General features: G+C 66.0%; 7 protein-coding genes, 3 rRNA genes and 1 pseudogene. 6 read left to right on the top strand and 5 right to left on the bottom strand.

All coding sequences use genetic code 11. The features are described from left to right. Positions 1 to 592 precede the first annotated feature (592 nt). The gene (locus tag ABR738_RS31180) at positions 593 to 991 is read right to left on the bottom strand and encodes a hypothetical protein (protein ID WP_350233276.1); all 399 of its coding nucleotides are present in this window, start codon (positions 989 to 991) and stop codon (positions 593 to 595) included. A 274-nt stretch (positions 992 to 1,265) separates the two neighbouring features. Beyond that, entirely contained in the window at positions 1,266 to 2,000 is a 735-nt protein-coding gene (locus tag ABR738_RS31185; protein ID WP_350233277.1) for a 4'-phosphopantetheinyl transferase family protein, read from the bottom strand. A 606-nt stretch (positions 2,001 to 2,606) separates the two neighbouring features. On the opposite strand from ABR738_RS31185, the gene ABR738_RS31190 reads away from it, so the two are divergent. The 3 genes from ABR738_RS31190 to rrf all read left to right on the top strand — a co-directional run bounded on the left by ABR738_RS31190 (position 2,607) and on the right by rrf (position 7,737). Further along, positions 2,607 to 4,132, top strand: a 16S ribosomal RNA gene (locus tag ABR738_RS31190). 274 nt (positions 4,133 to 4,406) lie between these two features. Further along, a 23S ribosomal RNA gene (locus ABR738_RS31195) occupies positions 4,407 to 7,530 on the top strand. Positions 7,531 to 7,620: 90 nt separating this feature from the next. Continuing rightward, positions 7,621 to 7,737 (top strand): 5S ribosomal RNA (gene rrf, locus ABR738_RS31200). The 16S, 23S and 5S rRNA genes sit together here, the layout of an rRNA operon. 126 nt (positions 7,738 to 7,863) lie before the next feature. On the opposite strand, the gene ABR738_RS31205 is transcribed toward rrf, so the two are convergent. Next, positions 7,864 to 8,256 carry a VOC family protein gene (locus ABR738_RS31205; protein WP_350233278.1) on the bottom strand — a complete coding sequence of 131 codons (393 nt, stop codon included), beginning with the start codon at positions 8,254 to 8,256 and terminating at the stop codon, positions 7,864 to 7,866. Positions 8,257 to 8,306: 50 nt separating this feature from the next. On the opposite strand from ABR738_RS31205, the gene ABR738_RS31210 reads away from it, so the two are divergent. The 3 genes from ABR738_RS31210 (at position 8,307) to ABR738_RS31220 (ending at position 11,190) form a co-directional block, all read left to right on the top strand. Next, the gene (locus ABR738_RS31210; RefSeq protein WP_350233279.1) at positions 8,307 to 8,939 is read left to right on the top strand and encodes a nucleoside/nucleotide kinase family protein; all 633 of its coding nucleotides are present in this window, start codon (positions 8,307 to 8,309) and stop codon (positions 8,937 to 8,939) included. 50 nt (positions 8,940 to 8,989) lie between these two features. Then, positions 8,990 to 9,943 carry a DUF1444 domain-containing protein gene (locus ABR738_RS31215; protein WP_350233280.1) on the top strand — a complete coding sequence of 318 codons (954 nt, stop codon included), beginning with the start codon at positions 8,990 to 8,992 and terminating at the stop codon, positions 9,941 to 9,943. A 116-nt stretch (positions 9,944 to 10,059) separates the two neighbouring features. Then, the gene (locus ABR738_RS31220) at positions 10,060 to 11,190 is read left to right on the top strand and encodes a M24 family metallopeptidase (protein ID WP_350233281.1); all 1,131 of its coding nucleotides are present in this window, start codon (positions 10,060 to 10,062) and stop codon (positions 11,188 to 11,190) included. A gap of 58 nt (positions 11,191 to 11,248) precedes the next feature. Here ABR738_RS31220 and treZ read toward each other — a convergent pair whose 3' ends face one another. Further along, positions 11,249 to 12,991 carry a malto-oligosyltrehalose trehalohydrolase gene (gene treZ, locus ABR738_RS31225; RefSeq protein WP_502964172.1) on the bottom strand — a complete coding sequence of 581 codons (1,743 nt, stop codon included), beginning with the start codon at positions 12,989 to 12,991 and terminating at the stop codon, positions 11,249 to 11,251. 73 nt (positions 12,992 to 13,064) lie between these two features. Then, positions 13,065 to 14,017, bottom strand: a pseudogene (locus tag ABR738_RS31230) (GNAT family N-acetyltransferase). Between the last annotated feature and the right edge of the window lie 215 nt (positions 14,018 to 14,232).

Here is a 14,232-nt window from a genome sequence, read left to right on the forward strand (position 1 = left end):
GGCACTCGGTCTTCCGGAGCAGAACAGACAGGGGGAACGGCACCGGCGGGTGCCGGTCGACGAACAGGGGGATCAGAAGACGGCCTCGACCGCCCTCAAGCGCCAACACGCCCGCCCGGGCAGGAGCAGGGCGCCCGACGGGACCGCCCGGGCAATCACCGCGCCGCCGACCCTCGGACCCCGCCCCGTACCAACCGGACGCAGGACGGGCCCGGGCTGGACCCTCCCGGGCTGGGCCGGGTGCAGAACGGCCCGGAGTAACCCGGGCACCAGGCCCGACCTGGACTGGGCCGAGTGCAGGACCGACCCGGAGTAACCCCCGGGACCAGACCCGGCCCGGGACCGGCCCGGGCGCGGGATCGACCCCGAGCGAGGCGATCGGGCACACATCTGACTCGGGCTGGACCGTGTGCAGCACCCCCCCGGGCCAGGCACCAGACCGGCCCGGAGCAACCCGGGCACCAGACCCGACCCGGACCGGGCGCAGGATCGACCCCGAGCGAAGCGGTCCGGAACAGATCCGGCCCGGGCTGAACCGGGTGCCGAGTCGACCCGGACCGAACGGGCACAGGGGAGCACGGCGCCGCCACTGTCAGGACACGTTCCAGTCCCCGTGCACTTCGACCTTCTCGTTGAAGACGTGCGCGTTCTTGATCAGAGCCGCGGTGACCTGCGGCCCGCCGCGCCCCATCGTGGCGGCCGCCTCTTCGACCAGCCGCCGGACATCGGCCTCGAAGGCCGGATCGCGCAGCATGTGGGCGGCGAGGATCCGCTCCAGCTCCTGCCGCGACTCCTCGTCCTCCGGCGCCCGCGCCACCCGGTCGAGAGCGAGTTCCGCGTCGCGGTCCCCACCGAACCGGGCCCGCAGCCGCGCCATGAGTCTGGCCCCGCCGCTCCAACCGGACCGCCCGGCCTCTTGGGCGGCGGCCTCAAGGGCTCCCTTGACCACGAGCGCGACACTCGCGGCCGCGACAGCTGTCACCGGATCCATGTGCTCCCCCGATTTCCCTCACAAGTACGTGAGATCGGCCAAGTTTGCCCTCCGTCGCTCTTGGAAAGGTCGCCTTGCCGAACGTTGGCCGAAACCTGTCGGACAGCAAAAACCTTTCCTTGGTCGACACGGCAAGCGGAGGCCAAAACCCGACCGGGCGGAGGAAAAGCAACGATTGGCCGGATCCATGCCCAGCCCCCGCCCGACGCCCCCGGATCCCGCCGACCGCCTCCCCTCCCTGGCAACGAAAGCGCCGCACCGAACGCGACGTCCCCTACGCGTGTTCTCGCAGCTGGATCTCGGGGTGACTGCCGTCGGAGTTCGCGGGTACGGAGATGGCGGCGCCCCAGCCGTCAGGCACGGCGAGGTCGGCCACGGCCCAGGACGCGGGCGTGCCCGGCACCCCGGCGGCCACGACGACCGGCCCCGGACTCTCCGGCCGCGTCTCGACCGTGCGGAGGTCGGTCGTGATCCCTATGCCCACCGCCTTGAGCACGGCTTCCTTACGGGTCCAGGCGCGCAGGAAGGCGCTGGTGCGGGCCGGTCCCTCGGGGGAGCCGAGAACGACCCGGCTCTCGGACTCGGTCAGGGTGGACTCGGCCAGCTCCTCGACCGGAAAGTCCCGTACGCCCTCGACGTCCACCCCCACCGGAACGTGGGCCACCGCGAGCATGCCGCAGCCGTTGGTGTGCGAAATGCTGATCCACAGGGGCGACTGCGGGCGCAGCACTGCGGGCGGGCCGTGATGCGGGTCGCCGCACCCGGGGCAGGGCCTGCGCCCGAGGCCTATGTCCGTGGGCGGTACGCCGAGGAGTTCCGAGAGGATGCGCCGGCTGGCGGCGCGCCCCGCGACGAACCCCACCTTGGTGGCCGGATGCACGATCCGGTCGGCCCGGGCGCGCTCCTCCGTGCTGAGAAGGGCCAGGTCGGCGGAGGTAGGGGAGTCGTCGCCGGTACGCCACCACCAGGCGTGTGCGACTGCGGTGCCGGAGTCGAAGATCGTGGTCACGGCAGCACGCTACAACGCGCGATGACGCGGGGTTGACGCCCGAGTTGACGCGAGGTGGGCAGCGGCGTAAGGTTTTTCGGGTTGCCAGGGAGCCGGAACGGTTCTGCGGCAACCGTCCGCCGCAGGTTCTGCGGCCACCCACAACTCAGCATGATCCCTCGACGGGGGTTGTTCGGCATGCCGAATTCACTTCTCGTCGGACCGGACGACTCGATTAGGAATCGGCCGGGAAAATCAGCTAGAGTTCGGGACGTCGGAACGGCCCAACAGCCGGGAAGACAAACCCCAATTCGACGGGGAATCGGACACGAAAGAGTCTGATAGAGTCGGAGACACGAAATACCGAAGGGAAGCGCCCGGAGGAAAGCCCGAGAGGGTGAGTACAAAGGAAGCGTCCGTTCCTTGAGAACTCAACAGCGTGCCAAAAGTCAACGCCAGATTGACAACCCCGTCTCCACTTCGGTGGGACGAGGTTCCTTTGAAAAGTCCTGCCGGCCCTCGTGGTCGTCAGGCAATTACACAGCGAGGACGCTGTGGACGGGCCGCCTTATTCCGGTGGTTCCGTCCCGCTCTTACGTGATGTGTGCACCCGATTACGGGTAAACATTCATGGAGAGTTTGATCCTGGCTCAGGACGAACGCTGGCGGCGTGCTTAACACATGCAAGTCGAACGATGAAGCCCTTCGGGGTGGATTAGTGGCGAACGGGTGAGTAACACGTGGGCAATCTGCCCTTCACTCTGGGACAAGCCCTGGAAACGGGGTCTAATACCGGATAACACTCCTCAGGGCATCTTGAGGGGTTAAAAGCTCCGGCGGTGAAGGATGAGCCCGCGGCCTATCAGCTTGTTGGTGGGGTGATGGCCTACCAAGGCGACGACGGGTAGCCGGCCTGAGAGGGCGACCGGCCACACTGGGACTGAGACACGGCCCAGACTCCTACGGGAGGCAGCAGTGGGGAATATTGCACAATGGGCGAAAGCCTGATGCAGCGACGCCGCGTGAGGGATGACGGCCTTCGGGTTGTAAACCTCTTTCAGCAGGGAAGAAGCGAAAGTGACGGTACCTGCAGAAGAAGCGCCGGCTAACTACGTGCCAGCAGCCGCGGTAATACGTAGGGCGCAAGCGTTGTCCGGAATTATTGGGCGTAAAGAGCTCGTAGGCGGCTTGTCACGTCGGATGTGAAAGCCCGGGGCTTAACCCCGGGTCTGCATTCGATACGGGCTAGCTAGAGTGTGGTAGGGGAGATCGGAATTCCTGGTGTAGCGGTGAAATGCGCAGATATCAGGAGGAACACCGGTGGCGAAGGCGGATCTCTGGGCCATTACTGACGCTGAGGAGCGAAAGCGTGGGGAGCGAACAGGATTAGATACCCTGGTAGTCCACGCCGTAAACGTTGGGAACTAGGTGTTGGCGACATTCCACGTCGTCGGTGCCGCAGCTAACGCATTAAGTTCCCCGCCTGGGGAGTACGGCCGCAAGGCTAAAACTCAAAGGAATTGACGGGGGCCCGCACAAGCAGCGGAGCATGTGGCTTAATTCGACGCAACGCGAAGAACCTTACCAAGGCTTGACATATACCGGAAACGGCTAGAGATAGTCGCCCCCTTGTGGTCGGTATACAGGTGGTGCATGGCTGTCGTCAGCTCGTGTCGTGAGATGTTGGGTTAAGTCCCGCAACGAGCGCAACCCTTGTTCTGTGTTGCCAGCATGCCCTTCGGGGTGATGGGGACTCACAGGAGACTGCCGGGGTCAACTCGGAGGAAGGTGGGGACGACGTCAAGTCATCATGCCCCTTATGTCTTGGGCTGCACACGTGCTACAATGGCCGGTACAAAGAGCTGCGATGCCGTGAGGCGGAGCGAATCTCAAAAAGCCGGTCTCAGTTCGGATTGGGGTCTGCAACTCGACCCCATGAAGTCGGAGTTGCTAGTAATCGCAGATCAGCATTGCTGCGGTGAATACGTTCCCGGGCCTTGTACACACCGCCCGTCACGTCACGAAAGTCGGTAACACCCGAAGCCGGTGGCCCAACCCCTTGTGGGAGGGAGCTGTCGAAGGTGGGACTGGCGATTGGGACGAAGTCGTAACAAGGTAGCCGTACCGGAAGGTGCGGCTGGATCACCTCCTTTCTAAGGAGCACAGTACCGATTGCAGACACATGTTCTGCACGGTCAGCTCATGGGTGGAACGTTGACTATTCGGCACGATTGGTTGTCCTCACTAGTACTGCTTCGGCGTGGAACGTGAAAGTCGACTGGTCGGGCCGGGCACGCTGTTGGGTATCTGAAGGTACGGCCGAAAGGCTGCCTTCAAGTGCCGGCCCCAGTGCACTCACCAGGTTCTGGTGGGGTGATGGGTGGTTGGTCGTTGTTTGAGAACTGCACAGTGGACGCGAGCATCTGTGGCCAAGTTTTTAAGGGCGCACGGTGGATGCCTTGGCACCAGGAACCGATGAAGGACGTGGGAGGCCACGATAGTCCCCGGGGAGCCGTCAACCAGGCTTTGATCCGGGGGTTTCCGAATGGGGAAACCCGGCAGTCGTCATGGGCTGTCACCCATACCTGAACACATAGGGTATGTGGAGGGAACGAGGGGAAGTGAAACATCTCAGTACCCTCAGGAAGAGAAAACAACCGTGATTCCGGGAGTAGTGGCGAGCGAAACCGGATGAGGCCAAACCGTATGCGTGTGATACCCGGCAGGGGTTGCGCATGCGGGGTTGTGGGATCTCTCTTTCACAGTCTGCCGGCTGTGAGGCGAGTCAGAAACCGTTGGTGTAGGCGAAGGACATGCGAAAGGTCCGGCGTAGAGGGTAAGACCCCCGTAGCTGAAACATCAACGGCTCGTTTGAGAGACACCCAAGTAGCACGGGGCCCGAGAAATCCCGTGTGAATCTGGCGGGACCACCCGCTAAGCCTAAATATTCCCTGGTGACCGATAGCGGATAGTACCGTGAGGGAATGGTGAAAAGTACCGCGGGAGCGGAGTGAAATAGTACCTGAAACCGTGTGCCTACAAGCCGTGGGAGCGTCGCGCGCTGAGTTTACTCAGTGCGTCGTGACTGCGTGCCTTTTGAAGAATGAGCCTGCGAGTTAGCGGTGTGTAGCGAGGTTAACCCGTGTGGGGAAGCCGTAGCGAAAGCGAGTCCGAATAGGGCGATTGAGTTGCACGCTCTAGACCCGAAGCGGAGTGATCTAGCCATGGGCAGGTTGAAGCGGCTGTAAGAGGTCGTGGAGGACCGAACCCACCAGGGTTGAAAACCTGGGGGATGACCTGTGGTTAGGGGTGAAAGGCCAATCAAACTCCGTGATAGCTGGTTCTCCCCGAAATGCATTTAGGTGCAGCGTCGTGTGTTTCTTGCCGGAGGTAGAGCACTGGATAGGCGATGGGCCCTACCGGGTTACTGACCTTAGCCAAACTCCGAATGCCGGTAAGTGAGAGCGCGGCAGTGAGACTGTGGGGGATAAGCTCCATGGTCGAGAGGGAAACAGCCCAGAGCATCGACTAAGGCCCCTAAGCGTACGCTAAGTGGGAAAGGATGTGGAGTCGCAGAGACAACCAGGAGGTTGGCTTAGAAGCAGCCACCCTTGAAAGAGTGCGTAATAGCTCACTGGTCAAGTGATTCCGCGCCGACAATGTAGCGGGGCTCAAGCGTACCGCCGAAGTCGTGTCATTCCAGCATATAGGGCCAACGCCTGCTGGGATGGGTAGGGGAGCGTCGTGTGCCGGGTGAAGCCGCAGCGGAAGCTAGTGGTGGACGGTTCACGAGTGAGAATGCAGGCATGAGTAGCGATACACACGTGAGAAACGTGTGCGCCGATTGACTAAGGGTTCCTGGGTCAAGCTGATCTGCCCAGGGTAAGTCGGGACCTAAGGCGAGGCCGACAGGCGTAGTCGATGGACAACCGGTTGATATTCCGGTACCCGCTTTGAAACGCCCAATATCGAATCAGGCGATGCTAAGCCCGTGAAGCCGTTCCGGACCCTTCGGGGAAAGGAAAGTGGTGGAGCCGGTGACCCAGACTTGTAGTAGGTAAGCGATGGGGTGACGCAGGAAGGTAGTCCAGCCCGGGCGGTGGTTGTCCCGGGGTAAGGGTGTAGGACGTGCGGTAGGCAAATCCGTCGCACACATAGTCTGAGACCTGATGCCGAGCCGATTGTGGTGAAGTGGATGATCCTATGCTGTCGAGAAAAGCCTCTAGCGAGTTTCATGGCGGCCCGTACCCTAAACCGACTCAGGTGGTCAGGTAGAGAATACCGAGGCGTTCGGGTGAACTATGGTTAAGGAACTCGGCAAAATGCCCCCGTAACTTCGGGAGAAGGGGGGCCATCACCGGTGATGAGATTTACTCTCTGAGCTGGGGGTGGCCGCAGAGACCAGCGAGAAGCGACTGTTTACTAAAAACACAGGTCCGTGCGAAGCCGTAAGGCGATGTATACGGACTGACGCCTGCCCGGTGCTGGAACGTTAAGGGGACCGGTTAGTGACCTTTCGGGGTTGCGAAGCTGAGAACTTAAGCGCCAGTAAACGGCGGTGGTAACTATAACCATCCTAAGGTAGCGAAATTCCTTGTCGGGTAAGTTCCGACCTGCACGAATGGCGTAACGACTTCTCGACTGTCTCAACCATAGGCCCGGTGAAATTGCACTACGAGTAAAGATGCTCGTTTCGCGCAGCAGGACGGAAAGACCCCGGGACCTTTACTACAGTTTGATATTGGTGTTCGGTTCGGCTTGTGTAGGATAGGTGGGAGACTTTGAAGCGGCCACGCCAGTGGTTGTGGAGTCGTCGTTGAAATACCACTCTGGTCGTGCTGGATGTCTAACCTCGGTCCGTGATCCGGATCAGGGACAGTGTCTGATGGGTAGTTTAACTGGGGCGGTTGCCTCCTAAAGAGTAACGGAGGCGCCCAAAGGTTCCCTCAGCCTGGTTGGCAATCAGGTGTTGAGTGTAAGTGCACAAGGGAGCTTGACTGTGAGACCGACGGGTCGAGCAGGGACGAAAGTCGGGACTAGTGATCCGGCGGTGGCTTGTGGAAGCGCCGTCGCTCAACGGATAAAAGGTACCCCGGGGATAACAGGCTGATCTTCCCCAAGAGTCCATATCGACGGGATGGTTTGGCACCTCGATGTCGGCTCGTCGCATCCTGGGGCTGGAGTCGGTCCCAAGGGTTGGGCTGTTCGCCCATTAAAGCGGTACGCGAGCTGGGTTTAGAACGTCGTGAGACAGTTCGGTCCCTATCCGCTGCGCGCGCAGGAACATTGAGAAGGGCTGTCCCTAGTACGAGAGGACCGGGACGGACGAACCTCTGGTGTGCCAGTTGTCCTGCCAAGGGCATGGCTGGTTGGCTACGTTCGGAAAGGATAACCGCTGAAAGCATCTAAGCGGGAAGCCTGCTTCGAGATGAGTGTTCCCACCTCCTTGAGAGGGTAAGGCTCCCAGTAGACGACTGGGTTGATAGGCCAGATGTGGAAGCCCGGTAACGGGTGGAGCTGACTGGTACTAATAGGCCGAGGGCTTGTCCTCAGTTGCTCGCGTCCACTGTGTTTGTTCTGAAGCAATGAACTCCCGCATGCCCTTTGGGGTGTGTGCTGGTCGAGTTCAACTTCATAGTGTTTCGGTGGTCATAGCGTTAGGGAAACGCCCGGTTACATTCCGAACCCGGAAGCTAAGCCTTTCAGCGCCGATGGTACTGCAGGGGGGACCCTGTGGGAGAGTAGGACGCCGCCGAACAAATTGTGGGGAAAGCCCCGCACCTGATCGTAGGAATACGGTCGACGGTGCGGGGCTTTCTCGCGTTTGCGACGTCCAGGTGGCCGTCCGGGTTCAGCGCGCCCCGCGAAGGGACCGCAGCCGCCCTCAAGCCGGCTGGAGCAAGTCCCAGCGGTTTCCGTACAGGTCCTCGAACACCGCAACCGAGCCGTACGACTCATGGCGCGGCTCCTCCAGGAAACGGACCCCGGCGGCCAGCATCCTGGCGTGGTCGCGGGTGAAGTCCTCGGTGTGGAGGAAGAATCCGACCCGGCCGCCGGTCTGCGCGCCCACGCTCGACGACTGCCGTTCACCCTTGGCACGGGCCAGCAGCAGCGAAGTGGTGTCGCCCGGCGCGCCTGCGGGGCGGACGACCACCCAGCGGGAACCGTCCCCGCGGTCGGTGTCCTCGACGAGTTCGAAGTTGAGGGCGCGGGTGTAGAAGTCGATGGCCTCGTCGTAGTCGCGTACGACAAGAGTGATCAGCGCGATGTGTGGCATGCACGCAGGTTATACGTACTACTCGTACCGTCGCTGGGCACAATGCGGGCATGGATCTCGACCTGGACCGGCTCGTAGTTCGTGCTCGCGGCCTCATCGTCCCCGGCCGGCGCCGTATCCTCGGCATCGCCGGGCCGCCGGGCGCCGGAAAGTCCACGCTGGCAGGGGAGTTGGTGAGCCGCCTCGGCGGGGACGCCGTGCTCGTGCCCATGGACGGTTTTCATCTCGCGGGCGCCGAGCTGCGTCGCCTCGGGCGCGCGCAACGCAAAGGCGCCCCCGACACCTTCGACGCCGCCGGATACGCGGCGCTGCTGGCCCGGCTGCGTACACCCGATCCCGGCACCGTCGTCTACGCGCCGGATTTCGACCGGTCGTTGGAGGAGCCGATCGCCGGGAGCATCGCCGTCGATCCCCGGGTGCCGCTCGTCGTGACCGAGGGCAACTATCTGCTGCACGACGAGGGGACGTGGGCGCGGATCGCGGATCTGATCGACGAGGTCTGGTACCTCAAGGCCGATGAAGAGGAGCGGGTCCGAGGCCTGGCCGAGCGGCATGTGCGGCACGGCAGGCGGCGGCCGGACGCCGAGCGGTGGGTCGAGGAGTCCGACGAGGCCAACGCGAGGCTCGTGGCGGCGGGACGGACCCGGGCGGATCTTGTCATCACCCGGGGCCTCACTGGGTAGGCTCGCAGCTCTGGCGACGGGGCGGACCGTGTGAGGGGAAGGCAGCAGACGTGGGGATATTCCGACGAGGGCCGAGGCGGGACGCGAGCGACGTTCCACGGGATTCCGAGTTCGGCTTCTTCTCGACCGACGAGGGCGCCCGCTTCCGCGCCCTGGTCAGGGAGGCGTTCGCCGAGCTGGGCCTCGAGGTCACCGTCTACGCGGACTCGGTGAAGGACAGCGGCGGCCGGCGGTTCGGCCTCGGCAACCTCGCCGCCGTCTGCCACAACGAACCCCGGGGGCCGCGCGTCTGGCCGGAATTGATCCGCAGACATGTCGGTATGGTCCTGCGCACGATGGACGCGCCCTCCGCGCTCGACACCATGCCGCCCGACCAGATCCGGGCCCAGCTCTACCCCCGGGTGATCAGCGGGGACGGGCTCGATCCGCAGAGCTTCGGGTATGCGCGCAGTGTGGCCCCCGGCCTCTACGAGATCCTTGCCCTCGATCTCCCCGAGAGCGTCATGATGCTCACCGACGAGGCGCTTGAACCCCTCGGCAAGGTGCCTGACCTGCGGGAAATGGCCTTGCGTAATCTGCGGGAGCTGCCCGTCGAGGGGCATGAGAGGGTCAAGGGCGACGACGGGACGCGCTTCGAGCTCGTCGTGGGTGACTCCTTCTACACGGCGAGCCGTGTGCTCGCCCTGGAGACCGTGGTCCGTCAGGTGACCGGGCAGGAACTCCCGCCGGACGGCGCTCTGGTGGCGATGCCTTTCCGCCATCAGCTCGCCTTCCACGTCATCCGGGACTCCGGCATGGTTCTCGCCCTCAACGCCATGGCGTCCTTCGCCGCCTCCGGTTTCGAGGACACCCCCGGGTCCATCAGCCCGTATGTCTACTGGTGGCGGGGCGGCGTGCTCACGCAGCTCAGCGACCGCGACGGTGATGGACTGCGCATTGTCGTGGGCGACGAATTCGGCGAGCTGCTCGAGCGGCTTGTCGATCAGGAGATGGACGGGCTCTGAGGCACGGGCGGGCCCGAGGGAGTGCCGAGCGGGGACACGCCGGAAGACTTGACCGGGAGGCGCGCGATCGGGCCAGGCCCCTCGCGTCCTGAGGTGCGCCCGGGCAGGATGAGGGCATGTCCACAGCACCTGTTCCCGCGCCCTTCACCGCCGACGACTACCGGGCCCGGATGGCCCGCGCCGCCCAGGCCGCCGCCGACGCCGGCCTGGCCGGTCTCCTCGTCGCCCCTGGTCCCGACCTCGTCTATCTCACCGGCTACCAGCCGACCGCTCTCACCGAGCGGCTGACCGTCCTCGTGCTGGCGCCGGGGCAGGACCCGGTCCTGGTCGTGCCGAAGCTCGAAGCGCCGGACGCCGCGCACGCCGCCGGCGCCGCCGCGCTGAGCCTGCGGGACTGGACCGACGGCAAGGACCCGTACACCGTGACGGCGCCGCTCCTCGCCGACGTCGGCAGGTTCGGCGTCAGCGACAACGCCTGGGCGATGCATCTGCTCGGTTTCCAGCGGGAGTTGCCCGGTACCTCCTACGTCTCCCTCACCGAGGCGCTGCCCATGCTGCGCGCGGTCAAGGACGAGCACGAACTGGCCCGTCTCGAGGCGGCGGGCGACGCGGCCGACGAGACGTTCCGGGAGATCGTGAAGGTACCGTTCGCGGGCCGCAGGGAGCTCGACGTCGCCGCCGATCTGGCCGGGCTGCTGCTCAAGTACGGCCACGAACAAGTGGACTTCACGGTGGTGGGTTCCGGCCCCAACGGGGCCAATCCGCACCACGAGGCGGGCGAGCGCACGATCGGACAGGGCGACATGGTGGTGCTCGACTTCGGCGGGCTCAAGCACGGGTACGGGTCGGACACCACTCGTACCGTCCATGTCGGCGAGCCCAGCGCCGAGGAGCAGCGCGTCCACGACGTGGTGCGTGAGGCGCAGGAGGCGGGCTTCGCCGCGGTGCGGCCCGGTGCCACCTGCCAGGACGTGGACCGGGCGGCGCGCGCGGTGATCACGGAGGCCGGGTTCGGCGAGTACTTCATCCACCGCACCGGCCACGGCATCGGCGTGACCACCCACGAACCGCCGTACATGATCGAGGGCGAGGAGCGCCCCCTGGTGCCCGGGATGTGCTTCTCCATCGAGCCCGGCATCTACCTGCCCGGCCGGTTCGGGGTGCGCATCGAGGACATCGTCACCGTGACGAGTGACGGCGGCCGGCGTTTGAACAACACCGACCGCGCCATGGCCATCGTCGAGTGAAACAACGTCAGTAGTACGGGTGGTGAGCCGCCGCGGCGCAGGCTTCGCGCCGCGCGGCTCAGTGCCCGAGGACGGCGCTGGACTCCGGGGGCATCAGCAGCAGACCGTCCGGTCCCGGCGCCTCGGCGGGCTCCCAGGCGGCGAGGACGCGGCAGCCGTCCCCGAGTTTGATCCTGACCGGCTCCTTGGACAGGTTGACCACGACGCGCAGGTCGCCGCGCCGGTAGGTGAGCCAGCGCGCCTCCTCGTCGTACGCCACCTTGACGGACGCGAGGTCGGGGTCGGTGAGGTCGGGACGCTCGCGGCGCAGGGCGATGAGCTCGCGGTACCAGGCGAGCAGCCGCGCGTGGGGTTCGGCCGCCGGCTCCGCCCAGTCCAGGCAGGAACGAAGGCGAGTGGCCGGGTCCTGCGGGTCGGGAATGTCCTCGGCCGACCAGCCGTGCGAGGTGAACTCCCTTCGCCGGCCCTCGCGTACCGCGCGGGCGAGCTCGGGGTCGGTGTGGTCGGTGAAGAACTGCCAGGGAGTGCGGGCGCCCCACTCCTCGCCCATGAAGATCATCGGCGGGAACGGGCTCGTCAGGGTCAGCGTCGCCGCGCAGGCCAGCAGGCCCGGTGTCAGGCTCGCGGAGAGGCGGTCGCCCTGGGCGCGGTTGCCGATCTGGTCGTGGGTCCCGGAGTAGCCGAGGAAGCGGTGGGCGGGGGTGTGGGCGCGGTCGACGGGGCGCCCGTGGGTGCGGCCGCGGAAACTCGAATACGTACCGTCGTGGAAGAAGACGCGGGTCAGCGTCTTGGCGAGCGCGCCGAGCGGGGCGCGGGCGAAGTCGGCGTAGTAGCCCTGGGATTCGCCCGTGAGCGCGCTGTGCAGCGCATGGTGGAAGTCGTCGTTCCACTGGGCGCGCAGGCCGAGGCCGCCCTCCTCGCGCGGGGTGGTGGTGCGCGGATCGCAGGTGTCGGACTCGGCGATGAGGAAGAGCGGCCGGCCGAGTTCGGCCGCGAGCGCGTCGACGGCGGTCGAGAGCTCCTCGAGGTAGGTGTACGCGCGGGTGTCGGCCAGGGCGTGCACCGCGTCGAGGCGCAGCCCGTCGAGGTGGTAGTCGCGCAGCCAGGCCAGCGCGCTCTCCAGGAAGTAGGCGCGGACCTCGTCGGAGCCGGGGGCGTCCAGATTGACGGCCGCGCCCCAGGGGGTGTGATGGGTGTCCGTGAAGTACGGCCCGAAGGCGGGGAGATAGTTGCCGGACGGGCCCAGGTGGTTGTGCACGACGTCCAGGACCACGCCGAGGCCGTGTGCGTGTGCCGCGTCGACGAACCTCTTCAGCGCCTCGGGGCCGCCGTAGGGCTCGTGCACCGCCCACAGCGAGACGCCCTCGTACCCCCAGCCGTGCCGGCCGGGGAAGGGGCACACCGGCATCAGCTCGATGTGGGTGATGCCCAACTCGACGAGGTGGCGCAGCTGTTGGGCAGCGGCGTCCAGGGTGCCGTCGGTGGTGAAGGTGCCGATGTGCAGTTCGTACAGGACGGCGTCCTGGAGCGGGCGGCCGCCCGGCCAGGGGTGCTGCCAGGCGAAGGTGTCGTGGGCGACGACGGCGCTCGGGCCGTCGGGCCCCTCGGGCTGGCGGCGCGAGCGCGGGTCGGGAAGGACGGGCCCGTCGTCCAGTACGTACCCGTAGCGGTCGCCGGGGCGGGCCTCGGCCTCGGACAGCCACCAGCCCGCGCGAACGGGATGGCGGCGCATGGGATGGGTGGCGCCCTCCAGGCGCAGGGCGGCGCGGTCGGCGTGCGGTGCCCACACTTCGAACAGCACTGGCGTGTCCCCCTGTCGTAACCGGTTGCGACCATGGTGCGACAGACGAGGGGGACACGCCCGCACTTCGGGACTACTTCCAGATCATGTTGATCGAGCGCTCGAAGACGACGTAGCCCGCACGGGCGAACGCGTGCGCCATGGGGACGTTCGGCAGGTCCGTCGCGGCGCGGATCCGGGGCACGCTCTGTCCGGCGAGGATCCGGGTGCCCTCGGCCAGGATGTCGTCGATGTGGCCGTGGCCCCGATGGGCCGGCAGCACCCCGATGTAGGCGATGATCGGGTGGTAGTTGTTGCGGGCCGGGATCACGAACCCGACGGGGTCGCCGCCGTCCTTGAGCTCGGCGATCCGCCACCACTCGCGTGGCGTCGTGAACGTCTCGAACTCCTCCTCGTACATGAGCTCCGCGGACTGGCGCGGGGTCATGGTGAGCAGGTCCTCGCGGGTGTGCTCGTCCAAGGAGCCCGCGCGACGCGTTCCATCAGGGAGACGAGTTCGGCGCGGTCGGTGGCGGGGCGGAACGTCAGGCGGCCGGACGGGTCCGGAATCGGGGTGCCCGGGCGCCACTCCAGGCGCAGCCGTTCGACCAGGGGGGTCGCGCCGGACGCGGCCAGGATGTTCAGGCGCGTTTCGACGACCTCGCGGGCGGCGGGGTCCTCGCGCCAGTCCCCGGGCACGAAGCGGCCGTATTCGGGGCGCGGGGCGCCCGCCGCGCCCACGGCACGGGTCGCCGTCTCCATGAGGCGCAGGCCGATCTCGTGGCGCTCGGCCGGTGGCAGGGAGTCGTCCACGTCGAGGACGTCGAGGCAGCGCGGTGCGTCGCCGCGCCTGGCCGTCCACCACGCGGCGCGCGCCCGCACGCGGCCGTCGCGCATGGCCACCCACATCCAGCCCGGGCGGCGGCGGCCGGTGGCCAGGTCGTCCGCCAACTCGTGGTCGAGGACGTAGGAAAGCTGCTGGAAGAGCCCGAGTTCGGCGGCTGATGCGAGCGGGCGGATGGTGATGTCCGACGAGGAGGTCGTCAAGAAGGTCCCTTGATCGTGGCGTGGGGTCGGCGCACCCTAACAGCGCACCGGGGCGCTTGCGCAACGCAATTGGCGCGGCCCGGCGCCCGGGTGATCGTCGCGTCCGCGCGCGTGCGGCGGGGCGGGGGCGTGGTGGTGGTGACGTCGGCGCGCGGCGGGACGGGGCGAGGCGCTGGTGGTGGCTCTTGCGGGGGAGCCGGGGCGGGTGGATCGCT

Source organism: Streptomyces sp. Edi4, from assembly GCF_040253615.1.
Lineage (GTDB): Bacteria > Actinomycetota > Actinomycetes > Streptomycetales > Streptomycetaceae > Streptomyces.

Bases quoted from the DNA above. Each gene is read 5' to 3' on its own strand.
- ABR738_RS31210 (WP_350233279.1), top strand. From the start codon at position 8,307: ATGGATCTCGACCTGGACCGGCTCGTAGTTCGTGCTCGCGGCCTCATC.
- ABR738_RS31220 (WP_350233281.1), top strand. From the start codon at position 10,060: ATGTCCACAGCACCTGTTCCCGCGCCCTTCACCGCCGACGACTACCGG.
- ABR738_RS31180 (WP_350233276.1), bottom strand. From the start codon at position 991: ATGGATCCGGTGACAGCTGTCGCGGCCGCGAGTGTCGCGCTCGTGGTC.
- ABR738_RS31205 (WP_350233278.1), bottom strand. From the start codon at position 8,256: ATGCCACACATCGCGCTGATCACTCTTGTCGTACGCGACTACGACGAG.